The sequence below is a fragment of the Kribbella qitaiheensis genome (assembly GCF_042657745.1).
Taxonomy (GTDB): Bacteria; Actinomycetota; Actinomycetes; order Propionibacteriales; family Kribbellaceae; genus Kribbella; species Kribbella qitaiheensis.
This window is the reverse complement of the sequence record NZ_JBHSKE010000002.1, coordinates 18,681-33,936: the sequence shown is the minus strand read 5'-3', so window position 1 is coordinate 33,936 and position 15,256 is coordinate 18,681. Positions and strand designations below refer to the sequence as shown.

17 protein-coding genes are annotated in these 15,256 nt (G+C 68.2%); 10 read left to right on the top strand and 7 right to left on the bottom strand.

Annotation, left to right across the window (positions count from 1 at the left end):
* The first annotated feature begins 38 nt into the window (after positions 1 to 38).
* Genes ACFPJ1_RS00250 through ACFPJ1_RS00235 form a run of 4 tightly spaced genes read left to right on the top strand, consistent with a single transcriptional unit; the run spans position 39 to position 2,346 of the window.
* On the top strand, positions 39 to 491 hold the full coding sequence (locus tag ACFPJ1_RS00250) for a hypothetical protein (protein ID WP_380100588.1): 453 nt from the start codon (positions 39 to 41) through the stop codon (positions 489 to 491).
* Positions 488 to 1,717: an NRAMP family divalent metal transporter gene (locus ACFPJ1_RS00245; RefSeq protein WP_380100586.1), complete on the top strand. Its 1,230-nt coding sequence runs from the start codon at positions 488 to 490 to the stop codon at positions 1,715 to 1,717. Before ACFPJ1_RS00250 ends, ACFPJ1_RS00245 begins: the two co-directional genes overlap by 4 nt.
* 1 nt (position 1,718) lies before the next feature.
* A complete protein-coding gene (locus ACFPJ1_RS00240) occupies positions 1,719 to 2,018 on the top strand; it encodes a hypothetical protein (RefSeq protein ID WP_380100584.1) in 300 nt (99 codons plus the stop codon).
* Entirely contained in the window at positions 2,005 to 2,346 is a 342-nt protein-coding gene (locus tag ACFPJ1_RS00235) for a hypothetical protein (protein ID WP_380100582.1), read from the top strand. The genes ACFPJ1_RS00240 and ACFPJ1_RS00235 overlap by 14 nt, the downstream gene beginning before the upstream one ends.
* A gap of 172 nt (positions 2,347 to 2,518) precedes the next feature.
* On the opposite strand, the gene ACFPJ1_RS00230 is transcribed toward ACFPJ1_RS00235, so the two are convergent.
* The gene (locus ACFPJ1_RS00230; protein ID WP_380100580.1) at positions 2,519 to 2,917 is read right to left on the bottom strand and encodes a VOC family protein; all 399 of its coding nucleotides are present in this window, start codon (positions 2,915 to 2,917) and stop codon (positions 2,519 to 2,521) included.
* A gap of 118 nt (positions 2,918 to 3,035) precedes the next feature.
* Positions 3,036 to 3,863: an NAD(P)H-binding protein gene (locus ACFPJ1_RS00225; RefSeq protein WP_380100577.1), complete on the bottom strand. Its 828-nt coding sequence runs from the start codon at positions 3,861 to 3,863 to the stop codon at positions 3,036 to 3,038.
* 100 nt (positions 3,864 to 3,963) lie between these two features.
* On the opposite strand from ACFPJ1_RS00225, the gene ACFPJ1_RS00220 reads away from it, so the two are divergent.
* From ACFPJ1_RS00220 to ACFPJ1_RS00210, 3 genes are all read left to right on the top strand, one after another.
* The gene (locus ACFPJ1_RS00220; RefSeq protein ID WP_380100575.1) at positions 3,964 to 4,818 is read left to right on the top strand and encodes a class I SAM-dependent methyltransferase; all 855 of its coding nucleotides are present in this window, start codon (positions 3,964 to 3,966) and stop codon (positions 4,816 to 4,818) included.
* A 33-nt stretch (positions 4,819 to 4,851) separates the two neighbouring features.
* On the top strand, positions 4,852 to 5,079 hold the full coding sequence (locus tag ACFPJ1_RS00215; RefSeq protein WP_380100573.1) for a hypothetical protein: 228 nt from the start codon (positions 4,852 to 4,854) through the stop codon (positions 5,077 to 5,079).
* Between the two features lie 230 nt (positions 5,080 to 5,309).
* Complete coding sequence (locus tag ACFPJ1_RS00210) at positions 5,310 to 6,749, top strand: HNH endonuclease signature motif containing protein (protein ID WP_380100570.1); 1,440 nt, start codon at positions 5,310 to 5,312, stop codon at positions 6,747 to 6,749.
* A gap of 666 nt (positions 6,750 to 7,415) precedes the next feature.
* Here the strand turns inward: ACFPJ1_RS00210 and ACFPJ1_RS00205 are convergent.
* From ACFPJ1_RS00205 to ACFPJ1_RS00195, 3 genes are all read right to left on the bottom strand, one after another.
* Positions 7,416 to 7,640: a hypothetical protein gene (locus ACFPJ1_RS00205; protein ID WP_380100568.1), complete on the bottom strand. Its 225-nt coding sequence runs from the start codon at positions 7,638 to 7,640 to the stop codon at positions 7,416 to 7,418.
* A gap of 90 nt (positions 7,641 to 7,730) precedes the next feature.
* A complete protein-coding gene (gene tyrS, locus ACFPJ1_RS00200; RefSeq protein ID WP_380100566.1) occupies positions 7,731 to 8,930 on the bottom strand; it encodes a tyrosine--tRNA ligase in 1,200 nt (399 codons plus the stop codon).
* A gap of 165 nt (positions 8,931 to 9,095) precedes the next feature.
* Positions 9,096 to 10,214: a phosphotransferase gene (locus tag ACFPJ1_RS00195; RefSeq protein ID WP_380100564.1), complete on the bottom strand. Its 1,119-nt coding sequence runs from the start codon at positions 10,212 to 10,214 to the stop codon at positions 9,096 to 9,098.
* A gap of 92 nt (positions 10,215 to 10,306) precedes the next feature.
* Here ACFPJ1_RS00195 and idi point away from each other — a divergent pair, with 92 nt between their 5' ends.
* From idi to ACFPJ1_RS00180, 3 genes are all read left to right on the top strand, one after another.
* Positions 10,307 to 10,942: an isopentenyl-diphosphate Delta-isomerase gene (gene idi, locus ACFPJ1_RS00190; RefSeq protein WP_380100562.1), complete on the top strand. Its 636-nt coding sequence runs from the start codon at positions 10,307 to 10,309 to the stop codon at positions 10,940 to 10,942.
* Positions 10,943 to 11,009: 67 nt separating this feature from the next.
* Entirely contained in the window at positions 11,010 to 11,585 is a 576-nt protein-coding gene (locus ACFPJ1_RS00185; protein ID WP_380100560.1) for an RNA polymerase sigma factor, read from the top strand.
* 106 nt (positions 11,586 to 11,691) lie between these two features.
* Positions 11,692 to 12,582, top strand: coding sequence for a GNAT family N-acetyltransferase (locus ACFPJ1_RS00180; protein WP_380100939.1), 891 nt, complete (start codon positions 11,692 to 11,694; stop codon positions 12,580 to 12,582).
* Positions 12,583 to 12,608: 26 nt separating this feature from the next.
* On the opposite strand, the gene ACFPJ1_RS00175 is transcribed toward ACFPJ1_RS00180, so the two are convergent.
* Together ACFPJ1_RS00175 and ACFPJ1_RS00170 are read right to left on the bottom strand one after the other, a co-directional pair.
* A complete protein-coding gene (locus tag ACFPJ1_RS00175) occupies positions 12,609 to 13,616 on the bottom strand; it encodes a 2-dehydropantoate 2-reductase (RefSeq protein ID WP_380100558.1) in 1,008 nt (335 codons plus the stop codon).
* 147 nt (positions 13,617 to 13,763) lie between these two features.
* On the bottom strand, positions 13,764 to 15,245 hold the full coding sequence (locus tag ACFPJ1_RS00170) for an MFS transporter (protein WP_380100556.1): 1,482 nt from the start codon (positions 15,243 to 15,245) through the stop codon (positions 13,764 to 13,766).
* Positions 15,246 to 15,256 lie beyond the last annotated feature (11 nt).

Here is a 15,256-nt window from a genome sequence, read left to right as displayed (position 1 = left end):
GGTGCGCCGCACGACTATCGGACCCGGGAGGGGCGGAGATGCGGCGGAGACTCGCGGCATTGGGGATGACGGCCGGCCTGATTGTGAGCCTGATCCTGGGCCTGGCCGCCTGCGGTGATCCGGACCAGCAGATGCTGTCGGAAGGTGCCCGCTCCGCGCGGGAGGCGGTGTCCGGAGTCAGGACCGCACAGCTGGCGGCGCAGTCCTTGCTCGACGGCAGGATCTGGGCCCAGCCGGCAACAGTGATGGTCACCGATGCCGAGGATGCCCTCGGCCAGGTCGCCACCATCTTCGAGGCACGGCAGCCGGAGACCGACGTGTCCCGCCAGACCTACGATCTGTACTCCGAGGCGCTGGCGAACGCGGCGGACGGCGTCACCGAGCTGCGAATCGCGGTGCGCAGCGGAGACCTCGAGACCGTGCGGCAGCAGGTCGGGCAGCTGGACAAGACCGCCGAGCAACTGGAGCAGCTCGGGGAGCGCGCCCAGTGAAGAGGCTGTTCGCGGTCACCCTCGGCATCCTCACGGCCATCGGCGGCTTCGTCGACATCGGCGACCTGGTCACCAACGCACTCGTCGGCGCCCGCTTCGGGATGCGGCTGGCCTGGGTCGTGGTGGTCGGCGTGATCGGCATCTGCCTGTACGCCGAGATGTCGGGCCGGGTGGTCGCGGTGTCCGGGCGGCCCGTGTTCGACCTGATCCGCGAGCGGCTCGGGCGGCGTACCGGTCTGTTCGCGTTGATCGCGTCGTTCCTGGTCACGCTGCTGACGTTGATCGCGGAGATCGGCGGTGTCGCGCTGGCGTTCGAGCTGGCCAGCGGGGTGAACTACCTGCTCTGGATGCCGCTGGCCGCGTTCGCCGTCTGGCTGGTGATCTGGCGGGTCAAGTTCTCGCATCTGGAGCAGGTGTTCGGCCTGCTCGGCCTGCTGCTGATCGTGTTCGCCGTCGCGCTCTGGAAGCTCGGCCCCGACTGGGGCGAGCTGATGCAGCAGGTGACCAGTCCCGGCCCGATCGGCCACGAGACCTGGGCCACCTACGCCTACTACGGGATCGCCCTGTTCGGAGCCGCCATGACGCCGTACGAGGTGTTCTTCTTCTCCTCTGGTGGGGTCGAGGAGAAGTGGGGGCGCAGCGACCTGGTCACCGAGCGGTCGAACGTGTTCATCGGCTTCCCGCTGGGCGGCCTGCTGTCGCTCGCGATCGCCGGGTGCGCGGCGGTGCTCTATCTGCCGATCGGGGTCCAGGTCGAGACGCTCGGCCAGGTGACGCTCCCGGCAGCGGTCGCCTTCGGCAAGCTCGGGCTGGCGATCGTGCTGCTCGGGGTGTTCGCGGCGACCTTCGGCGCGGCGCTGGAGACCGCGCTGTCTTGCGGCTACACGATCGCGCAGTACTTCGGCTGGCAGTGGGGCAAGTTCGTCCGGCCGCGGCAGGCGTCGCGGTTCCACGTGGTGATGATCATCTGCCTGATCCTCTCGATCCTGGTGCTGATGACCGCGGTGGACCCGGTGAAGGTGACGGAGTACTCCGTGGTCTTCGCGGCGGTCGCGCTGCCGTTGACCTACCTGCCGATCCTCATCATCGCCAACGATCCCGACTACATGAGCGAGCAGAAGAACGGCCGGGTGCTCAACTTCTTCGCCCTGGTCTACCTCGGGTTGTTGCTACTGGCATCGATCGCCGCGATCCCGCTGATGATCCTGACGAGAGCGGGGCGTTGAGATGGCCGCCGAAGGAAGGGTGCTGCACGCACAGCTGCAGCTGCTGGACCGGCAGCTGATCCACGAGCGGACCGGGGAACTGCTCGGCAAGGTCGACGACGTCGAGCTCGACCTCGACGCCGGGATCCCGGTCCTGACCGCGCTGATCTCCGGGCACCAGCGGATCCCGGCCACCCAGATCGTCGCGATCGACTCGGCGATCAAGATCCTGCCCGGCGAGCTGCACCTGACCAAGGGCGACGACTGGGTCGAGCAGCACATCATCGACAAGATCCCAGGAGCCGGCGATGCGACTGAATGAGCTGCTCGGCCATCGGGTCCTCGACCGCGCCGGTGACGACATCGGCGGCGTGGCGGACGTCCGCCTGGTCCAGGACGGCCCGCTCCAGCCGTCGATGCAGGCCGCCCTCCGCGTCGACGGTCTGATCGTGGTGGAGAATCGTGCCACCCGCCTCTTCGGCTACGAACGCCACGTCGGCCCTGCCCTGCTCCGCTGGCTGGTCCACCGCCGCCTCGGCGCCGTCTGGTACCTGCCGTGGGAGGACGTCGCCGCCATCAGCGACGGCACCGTCCAAGCCCGTGCGGGCCGCGATGACCTCAAACCCCTCGACGAGATGCCCCGCTATTAGTGCCCTGCGTCGGATGTTCTTTGGCGCTTGCGGCGCCCAGGCACGCACCTCGCGGCACTGGCCAACCATCCACGATGCTCCGCATCGAGGACGCTCGTCCAGCACCGCGATGCACGCACCTGACCACCGCAATCACTCAAACAACATCCGACGCAGGGCACTAGTTGAGCAGCTATAGGTGTGGCGGCCACTCGGCGAGGGGTTTGCCGATCTCCCAGTGGTGGCCGAAGGGGTCGCGGACCCGGCCCAGGCGCCAGCCGTGTTCGTCCGCCACCCGCGCCACCTCGGTCGCGCCGGCTGCGACGGCCTGCGCGACCGAGGCGTCAGGATCAGCCACGATCAAGAGCATCCTGACCGTGCCGCCGCCGATTGACTCCGGGCTGAAGTTCTCGTGTTCCGGTGATTCGTCGGAGACCCAGAACAGGTCCTCGCCGATCCTCAGTTGCGAGACCACCTCCGGGTTCTCGTCCGTGCCGCCGACGCGGTAGATCTCGATCGCGCCGAAAGCCTGTCGGTAGAACTCCATCGCCGCCCGGCCGCGACGTACAGACAGCTGAGGCTGGATGCCCATGCGAAGGTCCTCCCCTCATCGAGGACACCCAGTCTGACATCAGACGGCGAGGCGGCCGCCGTCGATGGGGAGGGTGCTGCCGTGGATCATCGCGGCGGCGTCGGAGGCGAGCCTGAGGTCAGCTGAACAGGCCGGCGTTCTCGCTGGTCCAGTCCTGCAGCGTGCGCGCCGGATGACCGGTGACGCTCTCGATGGTCGGCGTCACGCTGGTCTCGTCGACGATTCCGTCGCCGAAGAAGCTCTCGATCGCGCTCGCGTACTGCGGAGGCATCGCGGCGGCCAGTTCGTCGTGGGACTCGGACCGGCTCAGCTCGTAGGCCACCAGTGGACGCCCGAGTGCCTGGCCGAGGATGTCCACCTGCTCGGCAGGCCTCAACGCGACCGGCCCGGTCAACCGGTACGCCGTACCCGCGAGGCCGTCTTCCGTCAGGGCGGCGACGGCGACATCGGCGATATCGGCCGGGTGGATCGTGGAGATCGGCACGTCGGGGAACTGGACGCGGACCACATCACCCGCCCGGAGTTGATCGAGCCAGCGCAGCGTGTTCGACATGAAGGTGTTCGGCCGCAGGAACGTCCACTCCAGCCCGGAGTTCTGCACGGCGGTCTCAGCGGCCAGGTGGTACTCGGCGATCGCGTTCGCCGTGTCTGTCCCGGTCACCGCGCTGCTCGACAACAGCACGATCCGCTCCACCCCGGCGGCGACGGCGTTGGCCAGCAACTCGTCAGTGCGCTCGTACCCGCTCATCAGGAAGATCCCGGATGCACCCTGCAGCGCATCGACGAAGGTGTCCGGCCGGTTGAGATCACCTAGCACGGGCTCGACCCCTGCAGGCAGCTCGACCTCACGCCGTACCAGTGCCTTGGCAGCAACCCCCTTGTCCGCAAGAGCCCGAACCACCGCCCCACCCGCATTGCCCGTCGTACCGGTCACCAGCACAGTCATCGCATCCCCCTCTGGTCATTGGTCGCCAGCCTGCCAGATGGTGGGGGTGAACCGGTTGAGGGTGGGCTGGCGTAATGGGTGGGGACGAGAGGGGAACATCATGAGTGACGTGAAGTGGATCGATCCTGGCAACGCGGATCAGCTCCGAGCCTGGGACACCGCCGAAGGTGTCTTCTGGGCCGAGGAGGCTGAGCTGTTCGAGCACGCGCTGCACCGGTACGACGACGCGCTGCTCCGCGCGGCGGGGATCCGGGACGGCGACCAGGTGCTCGACCTCGGCTGCGGAACGGGCAGTACGACGAGAGCCGCAGCCTGGCTCGCCGGTTCCGGTACTGCGCTCGGGGTGGATCTTTCGTCGCCGATGCTGGCGATCGCCGAACGAACGGCCGCCGCCATCGGCCTGCCCAACGCACACTTCGCACACGTCGACGCGCAGGTTCATCCGTTCGCGGACGACGAGTTCGACGTCGTGCTGAGTCGCACCGGCAGCATGTTCTTCGCCGATCCCGCCGCTGCCTTCAGCAATCTCGCGCGGGCGACCAAGCCGGGCGGACGGCTCGTCCTGCTCACCTGGCAGCCGCCCCCGCGGAACGAGTGGTTCACCTCGTTCACCACCGCACTCGCCGCCGGCCGGCAACTGCCCGTGCCGCCGCCGGACGCACCAGGCCCGTTCTCGCAGTCCGACCCGGACGCGGTGAGCCGCATCCTGGTCGACGCCGGATTCGCCGCCCCGACCTTCGAGGCCCAGGCCGAGCCGATGTACTTCGGCCTCGACGTCCGCACCGCCGAGCGTTTCGTCCTGGGTGTGCTCGGCTGGCTGCTGGCCGACCTGGACGACGACGCTCGCCACCAGGCACTGGATGCCCTGCGCAATGATCTCGCGAAGCACCAGACGACGGACGGAATCGCCTACGACTCCGCCGCCTGGCTGATCAGCTCTCACCTACCTGGATAGCCCGGTGGGCTAGGTAGCCGGGCGCCGAGATAGGTGACGGTTACCGATGTGGCGCAGGCCCGCGGAAAACCTACAAAGGATGCATGGGTTCTGACCGCGGACACCGTGGTGTTCGGCCCGGCCACGACGGTCACCGCCGACCAGTTGCGTGCCGTCGGCAACGACCTGACGTTCAAGGTGCACCCGGGGGTCGACCAAGACGGCCTGATGGCCGCCGCCAAGGCCGAGATCCTCGCCTGGGCAGCCGAGCGGATGCGCTGAACCCACCCCGCAGTACGGCGCGCATCACCTCAGCGGGTGACGCCCGCCGAAGTCTGTCCGGGCAACGAGACTTCACCAAAGCTACTTCGCTAGCGGGGCACCAGCGTTCTTCATCCACAGTCTTGTTGCCGTTGTGGACAAGGTGACCAGATCCGGCCAATCACGGAGTCCCTTGAAAATAAGGGCTTTCGAGTCGGAAAGTGTCGGAGCTGGGTTGTAGTGTCATCGGCATGGAACTCGTGGAGATGCGGCCGGCGTGGTCGATGAGTGGCAGCCAGCAGCTGGCCACTCTCGACGCCGTGCAATCCACGATCGCGTCCTTGCAGACCTATTGCCTGCAGCTGATGGCGGAGCTCGAGAAGTCCGGATACGCAAAGGAGATCGGCGCCCGTGACACGGTCCGGTTGCTGTCGTTTCGGCATCGCCGCGATGTCAAGGAGGTCCGGCGCGACCTGAAGCTGGCCACCAAACTGTCGAAGTACCCAGCCATCGTTGCTGCCCTGCCTGATCCGCTAGCCGGTCCGCTAGCCGACCCGCTCGTCGAGGAGCCGGCGGTGTTGCTGCACCCTGCGCAGGCCGAGGCGATCGTGAGCACCTTGGAGCAAGTGCCCGACACCGTGCCCGTCGATGACCTGGTCGTCGCCGAGGAACAGATGATCCAGGCCGCCCGGCACCTGTCGCCGTCGGACCTGCGGAGTCTGGGGAAGAAGGTCCGCGACACCCTCGACGCCGATGGTCTGGAGCCGGCCGAGGACAAGGCGGCCCGGCGGGAGAAGCTGTGGTTGAAGAACGCCGACCAGGGGGTCGAGTTCGGTGGCTTCCTGGCCAACGAGAACGCCGAACTCCTCAGAACCCTGATCCACGCCGGCGCGAAACCGCACAAGACAGTCGACGGTCAACTGGATCCGCGGTCCCGTGACAAGCGGCAGGCCGACGCCTTGGTGGTGGTGCTCGAACTGGCCGCCGGCAGCAACGGCATTCCTGGCCGCCCGCGGCTGGTGGTGACCATCGACTACGCCGACCTGTGTGATGCCACCGCCGGTGCGACCAGTGACGTCGTCTTCGGCGACGGCCTGTCCGCCGCGGCCGTCCGCCGACTGGCCTGTGACGCCGGGGTGATCCCGATCGTGCTCGGTTCCAACTCCCAACCGCTGGACGTGGGCCGCGAGGAACGGTTCGTCACCTCCGCGATCCGCACTGCCCTGATCAAGCGCGACGGCGGTTGCGTCATTTGCAAGGCACCGCCCCCGAACTGCCACGCTCACCACCTCGTGCCCTGGTACGAGGGCGGCAACACCCGCCTCGACAACCTGGTGTTGCTCTGCGGCGCCAACCACGCAGACGTCCACGCCGGCCACTGGACCATCCGCATCGCCGACGGCGTCGTCCACGTGTCCCGGCCCACCTGGGCCGAACCATCTCCGTGCAGCCGGCTGAACCTCAGACCGAACCGCCAATCATCCGCGACCGACCCACAGCGGCCGCCTACCCCTTGGCCATGGACCGGCGACAACACCTGGCCGACCTCTGCGGAGTCCGCCGCGCTCAACGCGTGGGGCGATGACCCCAACCCCCAAAACACCACACGAACCCTGCATCACCCAACCAACCACCCGGCCCCCGGCTCATCCTGGGCAGACGACAAGGCGACCTCGGCCCAAGGCCCGTAGCAGGAGCCGAGACGCAGGCCCATACGCCTGCGCCTGGATTTCCCAAGACCACGCCGGACCCCGTCTCGCGGGAGCCCGCCCTTCGCCATGCCCGCCCTTCGCCATGCCCGCCCGTCTCCACGGCCGCCCGTCTCCATGACTCCGAGATCCCGGTCCGCTGGCATGAGAAGCCGAGCTTCCTCGCTCAGGGCACCACCGACACCGTCGTCTTCCGGCCGAGCGCCAGTTGTCTGGACGGAAGTCGCCGTGAACCAAAGTGATGGGAAGGCCCGACGAGTCGAGCTCGGCGATGATCGCCGGCAGCGCGGCCCCCCAGTATGCGTGCTTGCTCTAGCTCGTCAGTGGACAGCCGTTCGCCGACCTCCCGCCAGCAGCCCGGCCAGTTCAGTGGGAAGGTTTCGGCGCGCGCAGCTCTTCAACGGCGATGGCCGCCTGTACTTCGACCCAGCGACCGAGCACGTCTTGCAAGGTGGGCAGATCTGGTTCCCAGCAGTCGATGCCGGGTGCGTGGGCCAGGAGGACCATCGGTTCTCGAGGTCGACACCGAGGACGGCGAGGCGCGAGCGCGGCGTCGTACTGGTGGACGTAGCAGATGATGTCCGCGTCCACGCTGCAGAAACCGCTGGTCGCTTTGCCTAACCGCCATGTACGGGGTGGGCAAGCGGATCAGGCAGGACAGGTTCCACGTCTTCGCCTGAGCAGGCGCCCGAGTTCCGCGTTGTCGGCGTGGAGCGGGCGCAACACCATCGCCTGGACGCCGAGGAGTTCGTCGAGGTGCCTGGTGGTCGCCTCGATCTCCGACCACCAGGGCCGATCCGCCTCGAACGTCGGCGCGCGACCGACGTATCGATCGCCGACGCTGATCAGTGCTTCTACGGTTTTCGTCTCCACCTGGTCAGTGTGGAGTCCGCCCGGACCGCCGCCAACCGGGTTTCCCGCTCAGCCACGGAAGCTAGGCAGACTCCGCCGGGAAGTTGGGTATCAGGCCGGGGGAACGAGACGGTGCCAGGTACGACGGCCCGAACGGAGGGTCGTCGGTCCGGTCAAGGTGATCGGCTCGTTCGGGTCGCTGAGCTTGCGGCCGTCGAGGGATACCGCACCTTGACTGATCAGCCGTCTCAGCTCGGATCTGCTGTCGCTTGGACGTGCTGCCAGCAACAACTCGAGCACCGTGGTGTTCGAGACGATCACCTCGGGCAGTTCTGGTGGCATGCTCCCTTCGCTGAAGAGCTGGATAAACGTTTCTCGCTCGGCCTTGGCCGTGTTGGCGCCGTGGTAGCGGGTGACGATGGCCGAGGCGAGACGGAGCTTGGCGTCGCAGGCGGGTGGACCGCCCTGCGTCGCTGCCTCGCCCAGGCCAGCGACGACGTCCAGCGGGAGTTCTGTGTAGACGCGGGCGTAGAGCTGGACGAGCGAGTCCGGCAGGCTCATCACCTTGCCGAACTTGTCCCGCGGCGAGTCGGTCAGCGCGATGTAGTTGTTCAGCGACTTCGACTGCTTGGCGCCGCCGTCGATGCCCGGCGTGATCGTGCTGGTGATCACGACCTGCGGAGCCGCCCCGAGCCGTTGCTGGAAGTGCCTGCCCAGTTGCTCGTTGAAGAGCTGGTCGGAGCCGACGATGGTGAGGTCACTGTTCATCGCGAAGCTGTCGTATCCCTGCAGCACCGGGTAGGTCAGCTCGTGCAGCGCGATCTCCCGGCCCGCGGCGACCCGCTCCCGGAACATGTCCCGCGCCATCAGTTGGGCATGCGTCACCTGGCTGAACAACCCGAGCAGCGTCGCCACGTCCATCGCGTCGTACCACTCCGAGTTCCGTCGTACCTCGAACACCTCCGGCTCGGTCCGCAGTACAAGGGAGACCTGGGCGAGGAAGGACGCGGCGTTCGTCTCGATCTCCTCGGGGGTCAGCACCGGGCGGGTCTCGGAACGGCCGGTGGGATCGCCGATCCGGGTGGTCAGGTCGCCGAGAAGGAACACCACCTTGTGGCCGAGATCCTGCAGGTGCCGCATCATCCACAGGTTCACGGCGTGGCCGAGGTGGAGGTCGGGCGCGGTGCAGTCGACGCCGTACTTGATTCGCAGCGGGCGGCCGGAAGCCAGCCGTTCGGCCAGGTCGGCCTCGCCGACGATGGTGTCGGTCGTCCGCCGCAATCGCTCGAGCACGGCACTCACTTCGGTCATCGCAAACCTCTCGGGGAATCAGGGGAGAGGCACCCAGTTCGATGCCTCCGGCAACGGAAAGAGGCAGGAACCGCAACGGGTTCCTGCCTCGGAGGCTCTGGGTAAAAGCGAACTACAGCAGGCCGGCTCGTCCCAGAGCCGGTCGATACTGCGCGAGTCGCTTGATCACGCGGTCAGGCTAGCAGCTCCGAGCCCGACCAGATACCGAGTTAGCTCCAACCGCTTCGCAACGTTCGCTGCGAGTTCGTCAGTCAGCGGCTCGGCCAACTTGTCCAGCGGCACGGACAGGAACGCGTTCCGCGCGATCAGCGAACCGTCCAGACCAGCCCGTACGTCGTCCTCGCCGATGTCCGCGCAACCCTCGGAGACCAGGCCGGCGTGGTAGCGGCGGATCACCAGTTCGCGCAGTTCCGCGAGCTCCGCGACGTCGAGCTCGCCGGCATGCGCGCGGCCGATCAGCAACTGACCGAGGTCGTCCCCGGCCGCGACCAGTCCGCTCGCGGTCCAGTCGATCGCGACGAAACCGTCCGGCTGATCGGCCGGGACCAGCAGGTTCTGCGGACACGCGTCGCCGTGGCTCATCAACTGCGGCCGGCTCGCCAGGTCGTCGAGCAGAGCCGGAACTCGGTCGGCGAGGTCGGCCAGATCCTGCCGGAGGTCGGACTCGGCCAGCAGGGGATGGGTCCAGGTCGCTGGATCCAGCAGCGGCGGGAGGGCGAATCTCTCGACGAAGCCGCTGAACATGCTCCGGGTCAACCAGCCGGGCGTGCGGACTGCTGACGCGGGCAACGCGTCGTTCCTGGTCAGGCGGGCGTTCAGCTTGCCCAGCAGTTCGGCGGCATGGCCGTAGCGCTCGCGGTCCCACGGAGCCGGCGCAGTCGCGACATCCTCCACCACCATGACCAGGTGATCGCGGTCGAGTTCCTCGACGCAGTACACCTGCGGTAGCCGAAGGCCCACCGGGAGTGAGCCGTTCAAGCCGTCCAGATATACGTCCGCCTCGTAGCGCCACAGGTCCGTGCCGAGTGCCACCGCGCGGAAGTCGTCTGCCAGGAGGTGAACCATCGGCCAGCGCTCGTAGGTGCTCAGGACCTTCACGAACAACGAGTTCCACCCGCTCGTGTACCGGATTCGGTACAGCCCGGCCGTCGTCGGCGAGTTCGCCACGTAGCCGACCTCCTCCAGCGCCCAGCCAGGGCCCTCGCCGCTCGATTCGCCCGCGTGGTCCAGGCCGAGCAGCTTGGTCAGCCGCTCTGCGAGCTGGTTCTTGATACCGCGATCCATGGTCTGTCCTCCTTGTCAGTCCTTTCTAAATGGACATGGGGAGAGTCGGCATCGGTAGTGATTGCCTATGTCTGAGCGGATACCCTCGGTCGGTGACGACGGAGAAGGTGGTGCTGGTCGATGAGACCGGCCGGGCGATCGGTAGCCAGGACAAGGCGACGGTCCACCATGCCGCGACCCCGCTGCACTTGGCCTTCTCCAGCTACGTCTTCGACGAGGCCGGGCGGCTGCTGCTGACCCAGCGCGCTTTCGGCAAACGGACCTGGCCGGGCGTCTGGACGAACAGTTGCTGCGGGCACCCACTCCCGGGCGAACCGCTGGAAGACGCCGTACGCCGGAGGCTGTCCGACGAGCTCGGGCTGATCGCGACCCAGGTGGACCTGGTGCTGCCCGCGTTCCGGTACCGCGCGGAGATGCCGGACGGGGTGGTCGAGAACGAGTTGTGCCCGGTGTACCGGGTTAGCTGCAGCGGGGAACCAACCCCCGACCCCGACGAGGTCGCCGCCTACCAATGGACCGCCTGGGCCGCTCTCGACGTACAGCTTGATGCTGATGGATCGCCCCGGGTCGTCGGATCGGGCGTACCAGCTGGGCTTTCGCCGTGGTGTCTGCTGCAGGTGGCCGAGCTGCGGCGGCTGGGGGACTCGCCGGGTGACTGGCCGGTGGCGGATCCGCGGCTGTTGCCGCCCGCGGCTCAATTGGGCACCCCTGGGCAGGTTGATAGGTAGGGCTTACCGATGCCCTGCCCACCCCGTCGCCTCAACTCTGGAGAGGACACCAGGGGAGGGGTTCGGAATGACATCGGCGGATACACAGCCGCGGGGCGAGGAGTCGCTGGGCGTGCGGTTCCAGCGAGGCGAGGACGACGCGCTGCACGAGCTGTACCGGCGGTACGCGGGGCCGATGTTCGTCACCGCGATCAGCCTGCTGGGCGATCGTGAGCAGGCCGCCGACGCGGTCCAACGGGCGTTCGTCCAGGCGTGGCGGGCCGCCGACGGGTTCGACCCGAACCGTGAGCTGAAGCCCTGGCTGTACGCGATCACCCGGCGCGCGGCCGTCGACGTCTACCGGCGCGAGCGGCGCAGCGCGGGGCACGTCTCGCTCCAGGTGGTTCGTGAACTGTCCGACGACGGCCCTTCGATGGATCGGATCTGGCGGTCGTGGCAAGTCCGCGAGGGGCTCGACCAGTTGTCGCGCGAGGAGCGTCAGGTGCTCGAGTTCGCCTACTTCCAAGGCCTGTCTCAGAGCGAGATCGCCGGCAGGCTCGACATCGCCCTCGGCACGGTGAAGAGCCGTACTTCGCGGGCCCAGCGCCGGCTCGCCGCCCTGCTCCCACACCTGCGCGAAACCGCCCAGGCGGTGGCGTCGTGACCAGGGCGCAGTCATGGGCAGCGTGATGGGGTTCGGGGCGGCGATGCGGTTGGCAAATTGCCGCGCCGATTCCGGGCGGCTGGGGCAAGCTGAGGAGGTGACGACGATGATCCGGACCAGCGAGGCGATCACTGACGCCGACTACGAGGCGTGGCGCGGCGTGCGTCTCGCAGTACTGCCGAACGAGCGGTGCCCGACCGTGCTCGAAATGCGAGAGATGGACCGGCCGGGACGGCTGCTGCTGTTGGCGGAACTCGGTGACGAGGTGGTCGGCAGCGGTCTCTCGGACAGGTCCGACGAGGCCGGCCGTGCCGGGCTCGCGCCGCGGGTGATCCCGGGCGCGCGCCGCCGGGGCATCGGGACGAAGTTGCTGCTCGCGCTTGCCGAGCATGCCGTCGGACAGGGCTATGACCGGGCTGGTTCTGGCGTGGAGGACGACGGCTCGCTCGCCTTCGCCGAGCGCTTCGGCTTCGTCGAGACCAGCCGGCAGGTCGAGCAGGTCCGCAGCATCGGGGTCGAGCCGTGGCCGGATTCGCCGACCGCGTTCGAGGTGTTCACCGTGGCCGAGCGGCCGGAGCTCTGGCCGCTCGCGTACCACCAGGTCGCGCTGCCGACCTTCCCCGACATGGACGTGTCGAGCCTGCTCAACGTGTCCGCGGTGGACTGGGAGAAGGAGTGGATCAACGACCCGGCGGCGATGTTCGTCGCGGTCGATGGCGACCAGGTGATCGGCGTGGCCGGACTGATGCTCGACGAGGACCGCCCAGAGCACGCGGAAGTCGCCTACACCGCGGTACGGCGGGAGTGGCGCGGCAAGGCGGTCGCGTCGACGCTCAAGCGAATGAGCATGGCCTGGGCCGCCGAGCACGGCATCACCGACATCTACACCTGGACCCAGCGCGGCAACGACTCGATGCGACGCCTGAACGAGCACCTCGGCTTCACCTACGGAGCCGTCAGCATCGACGTCCGCGCCTCCCTGCCGCTCACTCCCTGACGCTGGTTCCCTGACGCCCGCGTGGGTCAGTGAGCCGAGGTGAGTTCCCTCAGCAGGTCGGGTCCGGTCATGCCCCTTGCGCGACCGGACTCGGCCGCACGGATCAGCTCGATCAGCTTGGCGTTCACCGGCGCCGTCCGCCCGAGCGACTCGGCCAGCCGGACCACCTCGCCGTTGAGATAGTCGATCTCGGTACGACGGCCCGCCTGCAGGTCCTCCCACATCGACGTACGGGCGAGGGGATCGATCGCCAGCATCTTGCTCGCGAGTCGCCGGAAGAGGAAGTCCGGCAACCGCAACAGCATCGGCAGCCGCTGCGGTGGCACGGCCATCAGCCGCGCGGGCCTGATGTCGGCCGCGGCCAGCAGTTCGAGGGTCTCGGCCTGCGCGGCGGCCAGGCAACGCCGGTATGCGCGCTGGGCGAGTTCGTCGCGCAACGGGAGGTCCGAGAGGGCGTTCACCGGGTTGTTCAGGTTCAGCAGCAGCTTCGCCCACTGCACCGGGAGGATGTCGTCGTGCTGGGTGAGCGGCAGCCCGGCGCGCGCGAATGTCTCGACGTACGGGTCGAGCGCCGGGTGCTTTGCGATGTCGAGGCCGCCTTCGGTGCCCTGGTGGAAGGCGCCGCCGCCGCGGTTGAGGACGTTGAACGGGACCATCCCGGTCAGCACGACCCGGTCGGGGAGTCGCTCGCGCAGGATCTCGCCGTTCCGGATGCCGTTCTGGAAGCTCACCACAACTGCGCCGGGCTTGAGCACCGCGGCGAGTTCGTCCGCGGCCGTCGCGGTTGCGGCGCTCTTCACGGTCACCAGCACCAGGTCGGCCTCGGCGGCAGAATCCGGCGTTGTCTCGAAGTGGATCTGCTCCGCCGGCAGGCGAAGGTCCGCGCCGAGGTAGTCGGTGAGGTGGAGCCCGTGCTCGGCCAGCTCGTCGGCCAATCGTTGACGCCCGATGAACGTCACGTCGGCTCGGGCCGCAGCCAGCCGGCCGCCGACGTAGCACCCGATCCCGCCGGCGCCGTACACCACGATCCTCACAACAACCTCCTCGTCGGCACCGGGTCCTTAGGGATCTGGCGGTGCGGTCAGTCCCCATCCAAGCGGATCACTGGGTACTCGAGCCGGGGGCCCAGCCTGCGCCGGCCGGTAGCGAGGCAACTCAGGACCGGCCGAGGCTGGTTGGGATCAGTGCTCGGCGCCGGCTCGGGCGGTCTTGGGGAGCAGGAAGCCGACCGCGAACGCGAGCAGGATCCCGCCGACGGTTACGAGGAGAGCCGCCTGGGTGCCGTCGAGTGCGGCCAAGGCGCGGGTCGTGGGCGTGGCGTGGGCGACCTTGCCCATAAAGATGGTTCCGATCACCGCGATACCGAGCGCGATACCCACCTGCTCCAGCGAGCCCAGCATTCCCGTGGCCGAGCCGACCTCCTCGTCCCGGACGCCGCTCAGGATGATGTCGAACAGCGGGACGAAGACCATGCCCATACCGGCTCCGCCGATCAGGTTGGGGACCACGAGATCCCAGTGCCCGACGTTCAGGCCGGTCAGCGCCAGCACGCCGTACAGTCCGATCAGTCCAATCGCCATCAGCGCCAGGCCGATGTGCAGCAACTTGCGACCGTACTTCTGCATCGCGATCCCGGAGACCGCCGAGCCGATCAACGCCCCGAAGGCCCAGGGCGCCATCGCCAGGCTCGCGTGGATCGGGGTGTAGCCGAGGCCGACCTGGAGGAACATACCCAGGACGAACGTGCCGGCCATCGCGCCGAAGAAGACCACCGCGAAGAGCACGCCGGACAGGTACGAGCGGCTCCGCAGCAGCCGGGGCTCGATCAGCGGGGTCGCGCCGCTGCGGTGCCGACGGGACTGGTAGACACCGAACCCGGCGAGCACCGGTACCGAGGCGACCAGCAGCGCCTTCGACCACAGCGGCCAGCCGATCTCGTGACCCTGCACCAGCGGGTAGACGAGGGCAACCAGGCCGGTGCCGGCGATCAGCAGTCCGGGAATGTCCAGCGAGATCCGGCGGCCAACGGGCTGGGTGTTCGGCAGGTACTTGGCCGCGACGATGAAGGTGAAGATGCCGACCGGGATGTTCACCAGGAAGATCGCCCGCCAGCCGGTACCCAGCAGGTCCGCGTCGAGCAGCGTGCCGCCGACGATCGGGCCGATCACCGCGGACAGACCCATCACCGGACCGAAGAACCCGAACGCCTTGGCTCGCTCGTCCGGTTCGAACAGGTCTCGGGCCAGTCCGAAGCCCTGCGGCAACATGATCGCGGCGAACGCGCCCTGGGCGACGCGCGCGCCGATCATCATCTCCGACGACACCGCGAGGCCGCAGAGGAACGAGGTCACGGCGAACCCGCCGACGCCGATCAACAGCGCCTGCTTCCGGCCGACCAGGTCACCGAGGCGGCCGCCGACGAGGAGCAGGACGGCCAAGGCCATCGTGTACCCGGCGGCCATCCACTGAAGGCTCGCGTAGGAGCCGCCGAGGTCGGCGCGGATGGCGGGGGCGGCGACGTTCATCACGGTCGAGTCGAGCAGGTCCATCACCGACGCGGTGATGACCGCGGAGAAGGCGAGCCAGCGCTGGCGAAGGCGCCGCGGGGCGGCCTCGACGACGTCGGCGGCTGCGCTGCGGGGGAGTTCTACGACTGCGGTCATCATCGGCTCCA

Bases quoted from the DNA above. Each gene is read 5' to 3' on its own strand.
- ACFPJ1_RS00250 (WP_380100588.1), top strand. From the start codon at position 39: ATGCGGCGGAGACTCGCGGCATTGGGGATGACGGCCGGCCTGATTGTG.
- ACFPJ1_RS00240 (WP_380100584.1), top strand. From the start codon at position 1,719: ATGGCCGCCGAAGGAAGGGTGCTGCACGCACAGCTGCAGCTGCTGGAC.
- ACFPJ1_RS00235 (WP_380100582.1), top strand. From the start codon at position 2,005: ATGCGACTGAATGAGCTGCTCGGCCATCGGGTCCTCGACCGCGCCGGT.
- ACFPJ1_RS00230 (WP_380100580.1), bottom strand. From the start codon at position 2,917: ATGGGCATCCAGCCTCAGCTGTCTGTACGTCGCGGCCGGGCGGCGATG.
- ACFPJ1_RS00225 (WP_380100577.1), bottom strand. From the start codon at position 3,863: ATGACTGTGCTGGTGACCGGTACGACGGGCAATGCGGGTGGGGCGGTG.
- ACFPJ1_RS00220 (WP_380100575.1), top strand. From the start codon at position 3,964: ATGAGTGACGTGAAGTGGATCGATCCTGGCAACGCGGATCAGCTCCGA.
- ACFPJ1_RS00210 (WP_380100570.1), top strand. From the start codon at position 5,310: ATGGAACTCGTGGAGATGCGGCCGGCGTGGTCGATGAGTGGCAGCCAG.
- tyrS (WP_380100566.1), bottom strand. From the start codon at position 8,930: ATGACCGAAGTGAGTGCCGTGCTCGAGCGATTGCGGCGGACGACCGAC.
- ACFPJ1_RS00195 (WP_380100564.1), bottom strand. From the start codon at position 10,214: ATGGATCGCGGTATCAAGAACCAGCTCGCAGAGCGGCTGACCAAGCTG.
- ACFPJ1_RS00185 (WP_380100560.1), top strand. From the start codon at position 11,010: ATGACATCGGCGGATACACAGCCGCGGGGCGAGGAGTCGCTGGGCGTG.
- ACFPJ1_RS00180 (WP_380100939.1), top strand. From the start codon at position 11,692: ATGATCCGGACCAGCGAGGCGATCACTGACGCCGACTACGAGGCGTGG.
- ACFPJ1_RS00170 (WP_380100556.1), bottom strand. From the start codon at position 15,245: ATGACCGCAGTCGTAGAACTCCCCCGCAGCGCAGCCGCCGACGTCGTC.